Annotated in this window: 14 protein-coding genes; 13 read left to right on the top strand and 1 reads right to left on the bottom strand. The window is 39.3% G+C overall.

Going from position 1 to position 19,012, the window contains the following annotated elements:
* The first annotated feature begins 9 nt into the window (after nt 1-9).
* From purD to ACZ427_RS13705, 12 genes are all read left to right on the top strand, one after another.
* On the top strand, nt 10-1,254 hold the full coding sequence (gene purD / locus ACZ427_RS13760) for a phosphoribosylamine--glycine ligase (RefSeq protein ID WP_461176560.1): 1,245 nt from the start codon (nt 10-12) through the stop codon (nt 1,252-1,254).
* A gap of 932 nt (nt 1,255-2,186) precedes the next feature.
* Nucleotides 2,187-3,929 (top strand): adenine deaminase C-terminal domain-containing protein, encoded by a 1,743-nt coding sequence (locus ACZ427_RS13755; protein ID WP_461176559.1) that lies wholly within the window; start codon nt 2,187-2,189, stop codon nt 3,927-3,929.
* A 46-nt stretch (nt 3,930-3,975) separates the two neighbouring features.
* Nucleotides 3,976-5,037: a DUF3048 domain-containing protein gene (locus ACZ427_RS13750; RefSeq protein ID WP_461176558.1), complete on the top strand. Its 1,062-nt coding sequence runs from the start codon at nt 3,976-3,978 to the stop codon at nt 5,035-5,037.
* Nucleotides 5,038-5,055: 18 nt separating this feature from the next.
* The gene (locus tag ACZ427_RS13745; RefSeq protein WP_461176557.1) at nt 5,056-5,358 is read left to right on the top strand and encodes a YerC/YecD family TrpR-related protein; all 303 of its coding nucleotides are present in this window, start codon (nt 5,056-5,058) and stop codon (nt 5,356-5,358) included.
* Between the two features lie 176 nt (nt 5,359-5,534).
* A complete protein-coding gene (locus ACZ427_RS13740; protein ID WP_464883447.1) occupies nt 5,535-5,948 on the top strand; it encodes a hypothetical protein in 414 nt (137 codons plus the stop codon).
* Nucleotides 5,949-5,956: 8 nt separating this feature from the next.
* Nucleotides 5,957-6,637 carry a heptaprenylglyceryl phosphate synthase gene (pcrB, locus tag ACZ427_RS13735; RefSeq protein ID WP_461176672.1) on the top strand — a complete coding sequence of 227 codons (681 nt, stop codon included), beginning with the start codon at nt 5,957-5,959 and terminating at the stop codon, nt 6,635-6,637.
* Nucleotides 6,638-6,654: 17 nt separating this feature from the next.
* Nucleotides 6,655-8,880, top strand: coding sequence for a DNA helicase PcrA (gene pcrA / locus ACZ427_RS13730; RefSeq protein WP_461176556.1), 2,226 nt, complete (start codon nt 6,655-6,657; stop codon nt 8,878-8,880).
* 12 nt (nt 8,881-8,892) lie between these two features.
* On the top strand, nt 8,893-10,896 hold the full coding sequence (gene ligA / locus ACZ427_RS13725) for an NAD-dependent DNA ligase LigA (RefSeq protein WP_461176555.1): 2,004 nt from the start codon (nt 8,893-8,895) through the stop codon (nt 10,894-10,896).
* A 15-nt stretch (nt 10,897-10,911) separates the two neighbouring features.
* Entirely contained in the window at nt 10,912-12,021 is a 1,110-nt protein-coding gene (locus tag ACZ427_RS13720) for a CamS family sex pheromone protein (protein ID WP_461176554.1), read from the top strand.
* A 481-nt stretch (nt 12,022-12,502) separates the two neighbouring features.
* Nucleotides 12,503-13,771, top strand: a complete 1,269-nt coding sequence (locus ACZ427_RS13715; protein WP_461176553.1) for a helix-turn-helix domain-containing protein — start codon at nt 12,503-12,505, stop codon at nt 13,769-13,771.
* 13 nt (nt 13,772-13,784) lie between these two features.
* Entirely contained in the window at nt 13,785-13,928 is a 144-nt protein-coding gene (locus ACZ427_RS13710; RefSeq protein WP_461176552.1) for a hypothetical protein, read from the top strand.
* Between the two features lie 910 nt (nt 13,929-14,838).
* Nucleotides 14,839-16,407 (top strand): acyl CoA:acetate/3-ketoacid CoA transferase, encoded by a 1,569-nt coding sequence (locus ACZ427_RS13705; RefSeq protein WP_461176551.1) that lies wholly within the window; start codon nt 14,839-14,841, stop codon nt 16,405-16,407.
* A gap of 497 nt (nt 16,408-16,904) precedes the next feature.
* Here the strand turns inward: ACZ427_RS13705 and ACZ427_RS13700 are convergent, their stop codons facing one another.
* Nucleotides 16,905-17,822 carry a LysR family transcriptional regulator gene (locus ACZ427_RS13700; protein WP_461176550.1) on the bottom strand — a complete coding sequence of 306 codons (918 nt, stop codon included), beginning with the start codon at nt 17,820-17,822 and terminating at the stop codon, nt 16,905-16,907.
* 401 nt (nt 17,823-18,223) lie between these two features.
* Here ACZ427_RS13700 and fabG point away from each other — a divergent pair, with 401 nt between their 5' ends.
* Nucleotides 18,224-18,970, top strand: coding sequence for a 3-oxoacyl-ACP reductase FabG (fabG, locus tag ACZ427_RS13695; protein ID WP_461176549.1), 747 nt, complete (start codon nt 18,224-18,226; stop codon nt 18,968-18,970).
* Nucleotides 18,971-19,012 lie beyond the last annotated feature (42 nt).

The following is a 19,012-nucleotide window of genomic DNA, read 5'->3' as shown; positions in this document are numbered from 1 at the left end:
GACTTTTCTATGAATATATTAGTAGTAGGTCGAGGCGGACGCGAACATAGCATTGTGATGAAATTGGCCGAAAGTGAGAAGGTTACGAATTTATATGTAGCACCTGGAAATGGCGGAATTCAGAAACAGGCGGAATGTGTTGCAATCGATGAGATGGATATGGATGGACTGATTGACTTTGCCAAACAGAAAGCAATTGATCTGACAATTGTCGGTCCTGAAGATCCGTTGAATGCTGGCATCGCAAACAATTTTAAGAACGAAGGATTGACTGTGTTTGCACCAACGAAGGAAGCGGCAATCCTGGAAGGTAGTAAAAGTTTTGCCAAAGCGTTCATGAAAAAACATAATATTCCTACAGCTGCCTATGAGACTTTCACGAGTGCAGAGGAGGCAAAACAGTACATCGATGTCAAAGGTGCGCCGATTGTTATTAAAGCAGACGGTCTTGCAGCCGGAAAAGGTGTAGTTGTTGCGGAGACGATAGAACAGGCGCAGGAAGCAATTAATGATATGCTTGTTGCCGAAACATTTGCTGATGCAGGCAAAACAATTGTGATTGAAGAGTTCTTAACAGGTAAAGAGTTTTCATTGATGGCCTTTGTGCATGAAAACAATGTCTATCCAATGGTAACGGCAAGGGACCATAAACGGGCTTTTGATAATGATAAAGGGCCAAATACCGGTGGAATGGGTGCATTTGCGCCAGCGGATGATGTGACAGAGGAGCATGTAGCCTTTGCCCAAAAGGAGATCCTGCAGAAGACGGTGGATGGCTTAATGGAAGAAGGGCGTTCATTTACGGGAATCTTATATGCCGGGTTAATCATGACGGAGGTAGGACCAAAAGTCATCGAGTTCAACACCCGTTTTGGTGATCCGGAAACACAGGTTGTATTGCCGCTTTTGGAAAATGACCTTGTCCAGGTTATTACAGATGTGATGAATGGGAAAGACCCTCAGATTAGGTGGGAAACGAATGCCTGTGCAGGCGTTGTACTGGCTTCAGAAGGATATCCTGGTAAGTATCATAGAGGAACAGAGATTCCTGAATTGTCATCAGCAAAAGGCTCCTTTACCGTGTATGCAGGAACGAAATTAGCAGGGGAAACGCTTATTTCGGACGGGGGACGTGTACTTCTAGTTGGGGCTAAAGCTGCTACATTAAAAGAAGCCGCGGATGATGTGTATGATGTTCTATCTGAGGATATGAACGGATTCTTCTATCGCAGAGATATAGGAAAAGTAAACTAAAAAAACTTGGCGATGAGCCAAGTTTTTTTATGTTAGGACCATCTCGTAAAAATTGTGGATATGGGCCGCAGTTGGAATACAATTCACTTCCCGCAGGCAGCTGGTGAGCCTCTGGACAACACGATTTTGTTCACACAGGCATTGCCCCACCGAAAAGACTTTTTGCTTTTGCCACAAAAGATATAAAAGACGAAGTAACTGCTATGTCGATTTCCGCTGCGGACCGTTGCGCACCTTAGGGCAACGCTTCAGCTTCCTCGGAAGCAAAAACCACTTCCTGCGGGATCTTCAGCTGTTGCTTTTCCCGCAGGAGTCAACGGTCCTCCGCTTCAATCAACCATCATAAGAGTGCATGGCTATGCTTGTTATATAATTAAGCAGTATAAGTGTTTTGATGAAGTTTCAGGAGCATCTTACCAGCGAAGGAAATACACGAAGACTCCAGCGGGAGAAAAGGCATCGGTGAGACCCCGCAGTGCGATAGCACGAGGAGGCTCACCAGCCGCCCGCGGAAAGCGTAGTGTATTTCCGCAGCGGGTAATCGCACCAACCATCATTTCAAGTTACGTCGTCTTTTATATCAATTGCGAAGTTAAGAGCAACAAGATTTATCAAAAGAGCCAACCGGAAAAAAAGTATAATTTTGGCTCATAGTGGTTATGTTGAATAGTTTTTCCCGTTCTAATAACAGTTGTTTTCATACAAAGGTATAAAACTTCTTACTCCATAAGTTTGGGCTAATGTTTTTGCCACAAAGTTCTCTAATTGTTATTAGAAAACAAAATTCTTACAATAAAATCAAATGCTTTATATTAGAAATGCTGAAAATAAACTTCACAAAAACTTCATGATAAATTATAAGCAACTTTACACTGCTAAAGCGTAAAATATGATAGAATGGAAAAAACTGATAAATAGAGAGTTGAGAACTTATGCTGGAAAATGGAATGAACTGGAGGAACCGGGAACTTAGAGAACATGTCAGGGTAGTCGATGGTCTTGAGGCACCAACCCTGTTACTTAAAAATGGTACTTATTTAAACGTATATACAAAAGAATGGATTCAGGCGAATATTTGGATTGTGGATGACCGCATTGTGTATGTCGGTGATAAATTACCAGAAAAATCCTCTGGGACTGAAATAGTGGACTGTACCGGAGAATATCTGGTGCCAGGATATATTGAGCCACACACACATCCAAATCAATTATATAATCCGGAAGAACTGGCAATTCATGCTGCGAAATTCGGAACAACAACTTTAATGAATGACAACTTATTATGGCTTTTTTTATTGAATAGAAAGAAAGCGTTTTCTTTGTTAGAAGATTTTTGTAATCTCCCAGTTTCCATGTATTGGTGGACACGATTTGATTCGCAAACAATGCTACAGGATGAAGACGAGCTTTTTAACACGGAAGATATATTATCCTGGTTATCCCATCCGGCTGTTGTCCAGGGAGGAGAATTAACCTCATGGCCAAGCTTGCTGGAGGGTGATGACCGTCTGCTCTATTGGATGCAGGAAGCGAAACGGAAAGGAAAACCGGTGGAAGGACATTTTCCGGGGGCATCGGAAAAAACATTAACAAAATTGAAGCTGCTCGGTGCAAGCTCAGATCATGAATCGATAAATGGGGAAGATGTAATTACACGTCTGAGGATGGGATACCAGGTAGCGCTTCGTTATTCCTCCATCAGGCCTGATCTGCCCAAACAGATGGAGGAGGTTAAAGCTGCCGGCCTCAAAAACTATGATAATCTAACTCTGACTACAGATGGGTCTACACCGGCATTCTATGAGAATGGGCTGCAGAATGTCTGCATCAAAATTGCGATCGATAAAGGTGTGCCAGTTGAGGAAGCTTATCGAATGGCCAGCTATAACGCTGCAAGACACTTCGGATTGGATGAACAGCTTGGCAGTATCACCCCGGGCAGGATTGCTCATATTAATATTTTAAAAGCGAAAGACAATCCGGATCCGCACAGTGTGCTGGCAAAAGGGAAGTGGATTGTTAAAGATGGGACAGATCAAAAGATCAATAAAACCATTAATTGGGCGGATTATGAAATTAATCCACTTACATTTGACTGGGATCTTGAAAAAAAAGAACTGCAATTTTCAGTGCCCGTTGGGTTAGAAATGAAAAGTGATGTAATTATAAATCCATATGCCATTGAGACAGATATTACACCGGACGTTCTACCTGCAAACAAGGGGGATGCATTCCTGCTATTGCTTGACAGAAACGGCAAATGGCGTGTGAATACTACTATCCTCGGATTCACAAACCAGCTTGGAGCGATTGCGAGCTCCTATTCGGCCACAGGTGATTTTATCTTCATCGGTAAAAATAAACAAGACATATTACTGGCTTGGAAACGGTTAAAGGAAATAGGCGGTGGAATTGTACTTGTTCATAATGGAGAATTACTGATGGAAATACCACTGACCTTAAAAGGGTTTATGTTCGACGGAAGTATGAGCGAGCTTATTGAAAAAGAAAAACAGTTAAAAGTAACGCTGGAGGAATATGGTTATGTGTTTCATGATCCTATCCATACGATTTTCTTTTTGTCATCAACCCATCTGCCCTATGTAAGGATTACACCACAGGGAATTGTAGACGTGAAAAAAAGAGAAATACTCTTCCCGGCAACAATGTGTTAACATATACTAAATAGTATAAGGTCAAGTCGGGCAGAGGTGGAGAAGCATGAGGAAAATTGTTTATTTGCTGTTGGGAGTAATGATGCTTCTTATGGCTTGTTCGGATGAAAAAATCACGGTGAAAGACAATGAATCCAAAGAAAATAATGTTGTAGAAAAAACAAAAGCACCTGATATAATTGAAGTCCAGGAGGATATCAGCCACGTTTATCCTTTGACAGGCACCGAAACGAATGAAGATGTCGATAACCGGATGATCGGTGTAATGGTCAATAACCATACTGACGCAAGGCCACAGACGGGGCTTTCTAAAGCAGATATCGTGTTTGAAATTTTGGCCGAAGGAAATATCACACGTCTACTTGCATTGTATCAGAGTGACATACCGGAAGTTGTTGGACCTGTTCGCAGTGCCAGGGAATATTACTTCGAATTGGCAAATGGCTATAATGCAATGTACGTGTACCACGGAGCTGCAGGATTTATAAATGATATGATAGAAAAGCGGGAAATCGATCATTTAAATGGCTCCAATTATGATAATAACGGCCCCTTGTTTAATCGGGAGTCTTTTCGTCAAGCGCCGCACAATTCCTATTTACAGACTAGCGGAGTCTACCCTGAAGCAGAAGCGAAAGGATATGATATCTCTGCTAACCATGAGCCGATGACTTTTACGGAAAAAGACGCTCAGAATTTCTCCGGTGAAGAAGCAAACCATGTGGAAATCATTTATGGAAGTGATCCGATGGAAATTGTTGAATTTTATTATGACACCTCCAGTGAAACTTATACAAGATACAATGACCGGGAAAAAACAGTCGAGTTAAGTACAGGCGATCCTATTCGGGTGGATAATATTTTCATTGTAGAAACAGATCATGAAGTTATTGATAATGCAGGCCGACGTGATGTTGATTTAACATCTGGCGGAAATGCATATTTAATCCGAAAAGGAAACATAGAGGAAGTGCAGTGGGAAAACAGGGATGGACGAATAATCCCGGTTAAAGATGGCGAACCGGCCGGGTTTGTACCTGGTAAAACATGGATTAATATTATTCCATCAAACCCAGGTATCAACCGGTCTGTAACCGTATCAAAATAGTTTAAAGGAGGACTTTGATTGCAAATTGATAAATTACGTGGAGAACAATTAGATCAGTTATTTGATGCGATTCTTTCCTTAAAGGATCGCGAAGAATGCTATCGTTTTTTTGATGATATAGCAACAATGGCGGAAATTCACTCAATCTCCCAACGCTTACAGGTTGCAAAAATGCTGACAGAAGGCAGTACATATAATGCCATTGAAGAGGAAACGAAAGCATCCACTGCTACCATCTCGCGAGTAAGAAGGTGCATCAATTACGGCAGTGATGGATACCAGATGGTGTTGGACCGTATTTTAGATGATAAAGATGAATAAGCCTGCCGCTACCTGATTGTGGGTGGCGTTTTTTTTGATGTAGCACTTCCTGGTCACGATGCTTTTGAAGATTTAGTCGGTGCTGTCCTACAGTGGTGATGTATACGAAGACCTAGTCTAATGCTGCGAAATGAGTAGGCGATGTTTATGAAGATTTAGTTGATGTCGCCCATCCAGTGGGCGATGTTAATGAAGATTCGATTGATGCTCGCTGTCACGAGGTCGAAGTTACGCGAGATTCGGTTGATGCAGCCAAACTAGAAGGCGATGTTAATGAAGATTCGATTGATGCTCGCTGTCACGAGGTCGAAGTTACGCGAGATTCGGTTGATGCAGCCAAACTAGAAGGTGATGTTAATGAAGATTCGGTCGATGCTCGCTGTCACGAGGTCGCAGTTACGCGAGATTCAGTCGATGCTGCCCCACGAGAGACTAGCTGTTCAGTCAGGACACCATCACCATCCACATTTCCCCCCATATCACTTCTTCTACTACACTTCTTAAAAAGATTAGCCATTTCCCTAAATTCCAAGCGTGATTTTTGGTATAATAAACTAATTGATTATGATGATGGAGGATTGAACTTTTGAATACGAATATGAATGAATGGAAACATATTTTTAAATTGGATCCGGCTAAGGAAATTTCCGATGAAGACTTGGACGCAGTTTGTGAATCGGGAACGGATGCTGTGATTGTTGGCGGAACGGATGATGTAACACTTGATGGGGTGTTGGATCTGTTATCACGAATCCGCCGAAAGCATGTTGTTCCATGTATCCTGGAGATATCTACTGCAGATGCAATTACTCCGGGTTTTGACTATTATTTTATTCCGATGGTGATGAATTCCACTGAAAAAAAATGGATGATGGATATGCAGCACCAGGCGATCAAACAATATATTGATATGATGGAATACAGTGAAATTCTGTTTGAAGGGTATTGTATTCTTAATGAGGACGCAAAAGCATTCACACATACGAACAGCTATTTACCTGACGATGGGGATGTTACAGCATATGCCTATATGGCAGAAAACGTATTCCACTTACCGATATTTTACATGGAATACAGCGGGAAGTATGGTGACCCGGAACTTGTAAAAAAAGTGAAAAATGGATTGAGCAATACGAGCCTTTTTTACGGCGGGGGGATTGAAAACACTTTCCAGGCCCGTGAAATGAAGGAACATGCGGATGTTATTATTGTTGGAAATATTATTTATAAAGATATTAAAAAAGCACTAAAAACTGTAAAAGCAGTTAAAGATTATTGATTCAAGGCGGTGTAAATATGAGTCAGATGATGGATGGCTTATTAAAAGGACTGAATAAGGAACAACAGGAAGCAGTGAAGCATACGGACGGGGCGTTACTGATTATGGCCGGTGCAGGCAGTGGAAAAACAAGAGTGCTTACACATCGAATTGCTTACCTGCTGGGTGAAAAAGATGTGGCAGCAAGAAATATATTGGCAATAACATTTACGAATAAAGCAGCACGTGAAATGAAAGACCGTGTTCGCAGGCTTGTTGGCCCTGAGAGTGAATACATGTGGGTTTCCACATTTCACTCCATGTGTGTCCGTATTCTAAGGCGTGATATTGATCGAATCGGATATAGCAGTAATTTTACAATTTTGGATAGTGGTGATCAGCTTTCTGTCATCAAGCAAATTTTAAAAAACCTGAATATCGATCCGAAAAAATTCGATCCCAGGGCAATGCTTGGACAAATCAGTGCAGCAAAAAATGAATTGATTACACCAGAAGAATACAGCAAAAATGTCGGGAATTTTTATGATAGGCAGATTGCACAAATTTACGAAGCGTACCAGAAAATGCTGCATAAGAACCAGTCCCTGGACTTCGATGACTTGATTATGCAAACCATTCACTTATTTAAACGCATTCCGGAAGTGTTGGAATATTATCAGCGCCGGTTTCAGTATATTCATGTGGATGAGTATCAGGATACGAACCATGCACAGTATTTCCTTGTTAAGCAGCTGGCAAGCCGTTACCAGAACCTTTGTGTTGTCGGTGATTCGGATCAGTCCATTTATCGCTGGCGGGGGGCGGATATCACGAATATCCTTTCCTTTGAAAAAGATTATCCATCATCAAGGACTGTTTTTCTGGAGCAAAATTATCGGTCAACCAAATCAATTCTTACTGCGGCAAATAAGGTGATAGGAAATAACTCCGGACGTAAGCCGAAGAATCTTTGGACAGAGAACCCGGATGGGAAAAATATTCACTATTACCAAGGGGCAACGGAGCAGGAAGAGGCACTGTTTATTACTGATAAGATTCAGGAACTGACCCGGGAGGAAGGTTACACCGCAAACGATGTAGCTATTTTATACCGTACCAATGCGCAGTCCAGGGCGATTGAGGATACGTTAATGAAATCAAATATCGCCTACCAGATGGTCGGAGGTACAAAGTTCTACGAGCGAAAAGAAATTAAGGACATGGTTGCCTATTTAAGATTAATCACGAACCCGGATGATGATCTAAGCTTTGAACGGGTTGTTAATGTCCCAAAAAGAGGGATTGGAAAAACATCGATTGAACGACTAAGGGAACATGCTGCAACGCATGATATATCTTTTAACGAAGCGGTTAAAGAAGTGGATTTCACTGGTGTTTCCAAGAAAGCTGCCAACGCGCTTGCGGAATTCGGAAATTTGATTCAGACATTGTCCCAGCAGCAGGAGTTCCTGACGGCAACAGATATGGTTGAAGCGATTTTTGAACGCACGGGCTATTTGGAAATGCTGAAAAGTGAACGAACCATTGAAGCACAAAGTCGGTTGGAGAACCTGGAAGAGTTTATGACCGTAACTCAGGATTTTGAAGAAGCAGCGGGGGAAGATAAAACGCTTATCGCTTTTTTAACAGACCTTGCATTGATTGCGGATATTGATCGTGTCGATGAAGAAGATATGGATAATGAACCAAAAATTACCCTGATGACACTACATGCTGCAAAAGGACTGGAATTCCCAGTTGTCTTCCTGATTGGATTGGAGGAAAATGTTTTTCCACACAGCAGATCGATGTTTGATGAGGAAGAAATGCAAGAAGAGCGCAGATTGGCCTATGTGGGTATTACGAGAGCTGAACAAGAGCTTTACCTGACACACGCAAAAATGCGCACACTTTACGGCAGAACAAATATGAATCCAATCAGTCGCTTCATTAATGAAATTCCGGATGAATTAATGGATGGCATCGAGCAGGCAAAAACAACGATGTTCGGTTCAAGCTTTGCGCAATCAAAAGAGCGACCGTCTCCTGTTAAACGAAAAGCAGAACGGATGCAGCAAACAACAGGCGCCGAGAGTAAGTCTTGGGGGCCTGGTGATAAAGCAACACATAAAAAGTGGGGAACAGGCACAGTTGTAAAAGTACAGGGAGAAGGTGAAGCAATGGAGCTTGATATCGCATTCCCTGCACCTGTAGGAGTCAAGCGTGTGCTGGCAAAATTTGCTCCAATTACGAAAGAACAATAGGAGGTGCTTGGCATGGAAAAACTGCAAGCACAGGAACAAATCAATATACTAAGAGAACTGTTAAATCAATACGGATATGAATATTACGTGCTTGATAAACCAAGCGTCCCGGATGCAGAATATGACCAGAAATTACAGGAGCTCCAAAAGCTGGAAGCGGATTTTCCGGAATTTATCACACCTGATTCCCCTACACAGCGAATCGGCGGCGAGCCACTGGATGCTTTTGAAAAAGTTCAACATAATGTGCCAATGATGAGCCTTAGTAATGCTTTCAATGAGCAAGATTTAAGAGACTTTGCAAGACGTGCGAGCGCTGGAGTGGATCAGCCAATCGCCTTTGTCTGTGAACTGAAAATTGATGGACTGGCAGTATCTTTAACCTATGAGAATGGGAAATTTGTCCGTGGAGCAACGCGTGGAGACGGAACGACAGGTGAGGACATTACAAGTAATTTACGAACAATCCGAAGTATTCCACTATCGATAAAGGAAACAGAGACAATCGAGGTGCGTGGAGAAGCATTCATGCCGCATCGGTCCTTCCTTGCTTTAAATAAAGTAAGGGAAGAAAACGGTGAAGAGCAGTTTGCGAACCCAAGAAATGCTGCAGCAGGTTCATTAAGGCAACTGGATCCGAAAATAGCAGCAGAGCGTAATCTGGACATATTTTTATATGGTGTAGGAGAATGGAGGACAAGTGAGTTGGCCACTCATAGCGAGCGGCTGGACAAGCTGAAAGAGTTGGGGCTTAAAACAAATCCGGAATGGAAAAAGTGTTCTTCGATTGAAGAGGTTCTTGATTATGTTGCGTATTGGACAAACGAGCGTCCTAACCTGAACTATGAAATTGATGGAATCGTCGTTAAAGTGGATCATCTAAACCAACAGGAAGAACTTGGCTTTACTGCGAAAAGTCCCCGCTGGGCAATTGCATATAAATTCCCGGCGGAAGAAGCAATTACAAAGCTGACAGATATTGAATTAAGTGTGGGCAGAACTGGTGTAATTACGCCAACTGCCATTTTGGAACCTGTAAAAGTTGCTGGGACGACTGTCAAGCGTGCTTCCTTGCATAATGAGGACTTGATACGGTCAAAAGACATACGAATTGGTGATACGGTTGTAATAAAAAAAGCCGGAGATATCATTCCGGAAGTAGTGCGTGTCGTGGAAGAAAAACGAGTGGATAGTCTCACGGAATATTATATGCCAACAGAATGCCCTGCATGCGGCAGTGAGCTCGTTCGCCTGGAGGAGGAGGTTGCACTAAGGTGCATTAACCCAAACTGTCCTGCACAATTGAAGGAAGGACTTATCCACTTTGTATCCCGCAATGCGATGAATATTGATGGATTAGGTGAAAAGGTAATCATCCAGCTTTTCCAGGAAAAGCTGATTCATACCATTGCAGATCTGTATCGATTAAAGCGGGAAGAATTGCTGAACTTAGAGCGTATGGGTGAAAAGTCGGTTGACAATTTATTGAACGCCATCGAGGCATCCAAGGATAATTCACTGGAGAAACTATTATTTGGTCTGGGTATTCGTTTTATCGGTTCAAAAGCTGCCAAAACCATTGCGGCAGAATTTGAGACAATGGAGAAACTGCAGCATGCTGATTATGAATCGCTTGTAGCTGTTGATGAGATTGGCGATAAAATGGCTGATTCCGTTGTCCAGTATTTTTCCGGGGAAAAGGTAATTGCCCTGCTAGATGAATTGAGAGAATTGAATGTGAATATGGAATACAAAGGTCCGAAGAAAACGGAAGTAGCACAAGACAGTACCTTTGCAGGAAAAACCATCGTACTTACAGGGAAAATGGAATACCTCACGCGTAATAAAGCCAAAGAAGCAATTGAAGAACTGGGCGGTACTGTTACCGGCAGTGTAAGTAAAAATACAGATATACTGATTGCGGGGGCTGATGCGGGTTCAAAGTACGAGAAGGCCAGGAAATTAGGGGTTACAATCTGGGATGAAGAAGAGCTTAGAAACGCGTTGCAAAGTTAAGGGAGTGTGGAATACTTGAAGAAAAAAATAAGTGTTTGGTTGTTAAGCACACTCCTGATTATAACGAGTTGTGCACCAAATGTTAACGATGATGAAGTTTTGCAAGAGGATGATTCCGAACAAGAAACATCTATTGTGCCAAGCTACCAATTGACGGATGAAAATTACAGGATGATTCTTCCATATAAAACAAGTGAAGCAAGAGGTCTCATTACTGGTCAGATGGCAAACCGGGTGGATATTGATGCAGTGGAAGAAGGGCTGAGACGGCATTCGAAAGCAGTCTATGATCCCGGGGAGTACTTTTTTCAGGAGGGGCAATATATAACGGAGGAGATGGCTCTTGAATGGATTGATGCATTGAATCCTGAAGTGGATGATGACGCCGGCGAGGACACGTATCGTGATAATCCCCGTTATTTATCACATATATTGGAACAAAACTTTCTGACACAAAATGAAGATAATTCAGTTAATCTGAATGGGATATCGATTGGCCTCGCGATGAAGTCGGTTTACCGTTTTCAAACGGAAACTGGTGGCCCCTATTACTATGAAGATATTTCGGAAGATCAAATGATGGAAAAGGGCAATCAGATTGCTCAGAAAATCCTGGAGCAACTTAGACAGATTGAAGGACTCGAAAATGTTCCGATTATGTTTGCTATATACCGTGAAGAAGAACAGGACTCGCCTGTACCAGGAAATTTTGTTGCGAAGACAAATGTAGCTGGTGACAGTAATTCAATCGGTGACTGGGATTCCATTAATGAGGAGGTTATTCTCTTTCCATCTGATGAGGGAAGAGAGAATTACTTTGAGGATCATGAAATTGTCACGAATTTTGGGAATGAAATTGCGGAGTTTTTCCCGAACTATGTAGGTGTCATTGGAGAAGGTTTTTATGTTAATGAAGAGCTGCAAAAAATGACGTTGGAGATTCCGATTGATTTCTATGGGAAAGCGGAAGTAATCGGGTTTACACAGTTTATTTATGGGTTGGTACAGGATATGTTTGCAAACTACTATGATTTGGAAATAAAAGTGACATCAAGTGAAAAATTGGAAAGTCTTATCTACCGTGAGGCGGGAGAAGATTCTCCGACGGTTCATGTTTTTCACTAAATGAACGGTCTCAAATTATCAGGCCATGAACGCCGGAGTTTCAGGTCTGAACGCAGAACTAGTCGCCGCGAACGCAGGACTTTAGGTCATGAGCGCAGAACCAGCCGCCACGAACGCAGGACCTCATGTCATGAACGCGGAACTTCCGGTTCTGAGCGCCGGACGATATAGGAAAATAATATCGGAAATACCTTTAGTAAAAAATGCAAAATGAAATCAGCCCCGTTTTGGACAAATTATGTTCAAAATGGGGCTGATTTTCCTGTTATAGGAAAATCAGAAAGTTTTATTGGTGTTTTTTTGCCTAAAACAGTCTATTTACCCTATAATTTTCCCAATATGAATTATCAGAAATTATGTTATAATATAACTATATTAGAAAAACTTAACTAGAATTGATGCAGGAGAAGCGGGAGAAAAGTTCTATACTTTCCTGGCTGTCAACATAACAAAAACATAATTTGATGTTAGGGTGGATATATTGTTAGAAATAGGATCCTTTATCAAACTACAACGGACAAAGAAAGAAATGACCCAGGGAGAATTAGCTAAAGGAATTGTTTCATTATCCTATTTATCAAAAATCGAGAATAAGAAAACAGACGCTAGTCCTGAGATCATTCAATTACTATGTACACGCCTTGGAATTCAGTTAAATAATGAATTGGATACACATATCCAGGAAAAATGTAAACAATGGTATAACATGCTTTATGAAGTGAATGACAAGGATGAGATTATTGCTACATACAACGAAATCCAGGAATTAATGGATGGAAACCTGACAGAGAATTTATTAATGTTCGAGATTCATAAAATTAGATATCACATTATCTTAAGAAAATTTGATAAGGCTCTGAATAAGATTAATGAGTTAAATGAATTGGCTGGTTCGTTTGATGGTATACATCAATACTACTGGTATAAGTTTAGAGGTAACTATAACTCATTCACTGGGGAAATTAACCAGGCAATCAAGCTGTATAAATTGGCAGAAGAAAAAATAAATCAAATAGATTTAGAGGAAAATGAAGTTGCCGATTTACAATATACGATTGCTGTCACCCATAGTAAATTGCGCAACACGCTGGAAGTTATTGAATATGCAGAAAAATCTTTGAATATCTATATGAAAGAATATAACTTTATGCGGTGTGCCCAGTGCCATATTGTGCTTGGCATCTCTTACAGAAGAATAAAAATGTACGAAAAGGCGATTAAAAATTATAATCTGGCGAAACACTTAGGTGAGTTAAATAAAGATAAAAGCGTCATTCAATTAACAAACCTTAATTTGGGATATCTACATTCTGCAAAAGGGAACCCAAACGGCGCGATTAATTTTTTTCTGGAAGTAGTCGCAGAAAAAGAAGTGCCTTTAACGGAAAGAATAGCTGCTGCTACTTCATTGATTAAGGAGTATTACACTATTTCTGATTTGGAAAAAACAAAAGAAATGATTGAACAGGCACGAGAGGTATTAAATTTAGCAGATAACAGTTCATATTATCAATTATATTATTACATTATTAACACATATACGTATGCAATCAATGATGAACATGAAGCGCTTATATCGTTAGTTACAGATAAATTTATACCTTACTTAATGGGAAACAGGGACTATGCTAACTTGGTGACATATTCCAAGATGCTAGCTGAGCAGCATGAAAAATTAGGTAAGTATAAAGATTCTGTTAAATACTATAAACTTGCAAACCAGACATATGAGGAGTTAATAAACCTTTAAAGGAGGGGAGTTAATGAAAAAAATGGTTACTACCTTAGCATTGGGAGTGCTTCTTGTAGCAGGATTTACATTTGCTCAAAACAAGGAAGTACAGGATTTGTCCCATGAATTGGAACCTAGTATTCTTTCAGTTGAAAGACCGAGCCTCTTCTACTAACCTATGAAGATGCTAGTCAGTAATTTTTTACCCTAATACTATATGATGGATATGCCTGAATAGTGTGGAAAGCTATTCAGGATTTTTTTGTTACCAGCTTATAACTTATACACCTATTCAATTCATCACCAATTATAAGATGTAGTTAGTTTGAAGATAAGTTTATTGAAATTAAAACAGATTTCCCATATACACCAATGATTTATAAGTGCTTTTGAAAATAGCTGATATCCCTATAATAATTTGATTATGAATTAGATATAAGTAAAAAGTATTTACCAAAACAATCTGGTTGTGGCATAATATGAGAGTAGGGAAATCATAACAGAAAATAAACTGACAATTTTATGTTATTTATTTATAGTTTTTTAGTAAATTCGGACAGGTATATTAGATAAATATTTACTAGGAACCACATGTAAGCGCTGTTATTTTATTTGCTAATTCGTTTAGAAAACTCTGTGATGAAAGCCTTATACTTAAAGTCGGGTTTAAGTGTTTCCCTATATGCCCTGAAAATGTACAAAAGTAGGCATATGGATTAGGGTGAAATATAGTGTAATACGGGGGCACAATGTACATATTTAACGTATTACATGGTAGAATAGTAGAGTAGCGATAGGTAAAAAGACAGGTTGTGTAGCATGAAATGTCACAATATTGCGAGTGGAAGGTATTGTTTGTGTATAAGAAAAGTTGCGGTAAACCTTATAGATACGACGATATTAGGATTATTCATTAGTTTGAAAGCGCTAGCTAAATTAAAAGGATACGTATCGCCATTGCTGGTATCGGCGGCGGTATGGAAATTACATTGTTAATGCTAAAATCCAGATGTTTAAATACTCATAAGGTGTATGTGTAACTACTATTACAATGTACTATAACTATCATGAAGAGGAGATTTAAAATGGCAAAAATTATTACACTAGCTGAGGCTGCAAATCTAATTAAAGACGATGATTTTGTTGCAACAACAACAAATGGATTTGGTGGTCTTCCGGAAGAACTATTGGTAGCAATTGGAAATAGATTTCAGGAAGAGGCTCATCCAAAAAATATTACCTTTGCTCATTCTTGTGGGATTGGAAATGGAACAGAAGGAAGAGGTGCTGATCACCTTGCATATGAAGGTTTAACCAAACGTATAATCTCGGGTCATATTGCTCTATCTCCAAAGATGGCAAGATTTGCCGCAGATGGTACAGTTGAAGCTTATTTACTTCCGCAAGGTGTTATGACTCATATGTATCGTGCAACTGCTAGTAAAAAGCCGGGAGTTTTTTCAAAAGTAGGACTTAATACGTATGTGGATCCTCGTCTTCAAGGTGCAAAAGCTAATGACAAGACTACAGAAGAACTGATAAAACTTATTGAACTTGATGGGGAGGAGTATTTACATTACCCAAATCTTCCAATTCAAGTGACATTACTTCGCGGTACTACTGCTGATACAGAAGGAAATATTACAACAGAAGGTGAATCTGTCCTATTTGAACAATTTCCTTTAGCGAATGCTGCGAAAAATAATGGTGGTATTGTTATTGTTCAGGTCAAAAATATTGCAGAAGCTGGCTCACTAAACCCGAGGGATGTTCAGGTTCCAGGTGCATTAGTAGACTATATTGTTGTGAATGAAAATCCTGATTATCATTATCAGACAATGGGGACAGAGTACAACCCAGCATTTGCCGGAGAGATAAGGGTACCAATGGATGGGATTCCACGTCTTCCTTTAAATGCCAGAAAGATTATTGCCAGACGTGCTGCGATGGAGTTAGAACCAAAATCGATTGTTAACTTAGGAATCGGAATGGCAGCAGGGGTTTCCGATATAGCATCGGAAGAGGGTGTTGCAAATGAAATAACATTAACACTTGAATTAGGTTTATTCGGTGGGGTTCCTGCCTCAGGGATAGATTTTGGTGCTGTATATAATCCAGGTGCATTTCTTCCACATGATTCCATGTTTGACTTCTATGATGGTGGTGGATTGGATGGTGCGTTTTTAGGTGCAGCGCAATTTGATAAACATGGTAATGTTAATGTGAGTCAGTTTGGATCAAAAGTAACAGGCCCGGGTGGATTCATAAACATTAGTCAATCATCTAAAAAAGTTGTATTTATGGGAACCTTTACGGTAGGTGGCAAAGCGGAAGCAAATGACCATAAATTAGTGATTACGGAACAAGGGAAAGCGAAAAAAATCGTAGAAGAGGTTCAACAAATTACGTTTAGTGGTAAATTTGCCTCTGATAACGATTTGCCGGTATTATTTGTTACGGAACGAGCCGTCTTTGATATCTTGGACGGGAAGCTTCGATTAATTGAAATCGCTCCAGGTGTAGATCTTGAAAAAGATGTCTTAGAATGGATGGATTTCAGACCTGTGATTGCTGATGATCTAAAAGAGATGGATTCTTCTATTTTTGCGGAAGAATGGGGAGGACTCCGCGAAATTATAGAATCGAAGAGATAAATTAACTGGAAATCGGTCAGTGGCCGATTTCCAATTTGTTACCAATTGGAAGGATGCAAGGGGAAAAGTATAAGTATTGTTATGGTAAATAATTATAATTTCAAGATCATAATGCTGGTTGGCTGTTAAGAATTAATTGAGCCATCTTTTTAACCCTTACCTAAAGATAACAGTTTTATCTCCTTATATTTCTATTCCATGCGATTCTCAAGGAAAATATAAAAGAGGGGGAGTTGGTGTCTTTCCTACATTTCTATTGTGCCTTAAATATTTAACTTGATTTTATTGTTTAAAGCATTTAATCAGTTCTTTTCACTCTAACAGAAAGATAGTTAGTATTATTTTAATACATTAGTTCACTGAATGTTAGCGTTTAAAGATTAGCAAAAAAGTGAATTACACATCTCTGGCTACATGTTCTTCTCCTACCTTGTTGATTAATGCTTCAGTAATTGTTTATAGATTCAATCACTCCCTTAAAATAGTAAATCTTACTTTTATTTAATTACTTTATAATTTTCCTTAGCCATGTTAAGCAATGCCAGTGCAGGTGCTGATAACATTTCACCTTTTTTATAGGCAGCAACAACATTATATTTATAGGCCGGTTTGCCAATCGCAAAATAATTTTGGTTTTGTTGGATATTACTTGTATTTGTAATGCACTCGGGTATAATGGTTAACCCTATACCATTGCTGGCCAATCTAAATGCGTTTTCGGCATTAGAAGTTTCTAAAATAATATTTGGGTTAACGGAGTACTCTTCAAAAATTTCATCTGTTACTTTTCTTAATCCGTTTCCGGGTTTCAACAAGATGAAATCTTCTCCATCAAGCAATTGCATATCAAATGGCTCTAATTTATTTGTTTTTTGGTCGGTACTATAATATTTATGTCCCTGTGGTATAACAAGTAAAACCGATTCTTCATATAAGTATTCATAGGTAATATCCAAATTTAATACAGGGAGCATATTTATGCAGATATCAATCTTTCGTTGTAGCAACAATGATTCAATCTCCTTAGCAGATTCTTCTATTAAATCAATTTCAATACCTGGATAACGATTCATGAAATCTGGAAGTAAATTATAAAGCGTATGGGTTCCTAATATAGGATTAATACCAAGTTTAACCCTACCTTTTTTCATATTTGTTATTGCTTCAATTTCATGTTTCATGTTTTTATATGTTTGTTCAATTTCATCCATGTAATTTAAATAACGCTCTCCGGCATAGGTGAGTGTTACTGGTGTTACATTCCGATTAATCAGTTCAACACCCATATCCATTTCTAAATTCTTTATAAATTTACTGAGATAGGGTTGGGATATGAATAAAGCCCTTGCCGCACTGGAAATATTCCCATTATCAATAATTGCTCTTAGATATTCTCCTGACATATCACTTGTCATATAAGATTCCTCCCTTTATATAACACTTAGGTTATATGAAACATTCAATATAAGAATACACCAATTATGAAATTTAGTTAACTTTGAAAAAAAGATAAACTGAAAACAAAATTAAACCTCCTTTATAAGTACATATACAATAAAACGTTTTCAAAAATCAAAGATTACCTCTATAACAATTTGATTATAAATTAGATATGTAAAAAGGTATTTTTCGAGATTTCTAAGCTATGACATAATTTAAGTGTAAGAAAATTATAACAGAATTACATCGACAATTTTTGTTATTTGTCCATAGCTTAGTACTAAAATCGCACAGTATAATGCCTACTTTTGTAAGAAATAAGTTGTAAGCGCTATTATTCTGTTTGCGAAATTTGTTGAAAAAGGTGGCGTTATAGATGTTGAAAAATCAAGTAGCTATTATTACTGGGTCCAGTCAGGGTATTGGAACTGGCGTAGCCAAATATTTTGCAAAGCAAGGTGCTGCAGTAGTTGTAAACTATCCATTTGATAGTGAAGCAGAAAGCGCAAATACAGTTGTAGAAGAAATCACTTCTAAAGGTGGAATAGCAATAGCATTAAAAGCAAACGTTGCGAGTGAAACTGAAGTAAAACAATTAATAGATGATACCATAAGTAAATTTGGAAAACTAGATATTCTTGTTAACAACGCTGGTATTACCAGAGACTCTACTGCAAAAAAAATGACAGTAGAAAATTTTAAAATGGTCCTAGATACAAATTTAGTTGGTTCATTTATTACTTCTAAAATCGCTGCCGAAATTATGGCTGAACAGGGTTATGGAAGAATCATCAACACCTCGTCCATTGCTGGTCAACAAGGTAATTTTGGTCAAGCAAATTACGCCTCCTCTAAATCTGGCGTTCTTGGTCTAACTAAAACCTTTGCACTTGAATATGCGAAAAAAGGTGTCACAGTTAATGCAATATCACCGGGTTTTATTAGAACACCAATGACAGAAGCAATTCCAGAAGACATCAGGAAAAACATGATCAATGAAATTCCTGTTAAGCGTACGGGTGAACCAGAAGATATCGCAGCAGCTGCTGCCTTCTTAGCCTCAGATCAGGCAGGATTTATTACTGGCCAACTTTTACCAGTTAACGGCGGCTTATACATGTAAGAATATCATTTAAGTAAAATAAAAATTTAATAAAGAGGGTGC

It is taken from the genome of Virgibacillus ainsalahensis, from assembly GCF_055380755.1.
This window is presented reverse-complemented; position numbering and strand designations above follow the sequence as displayed.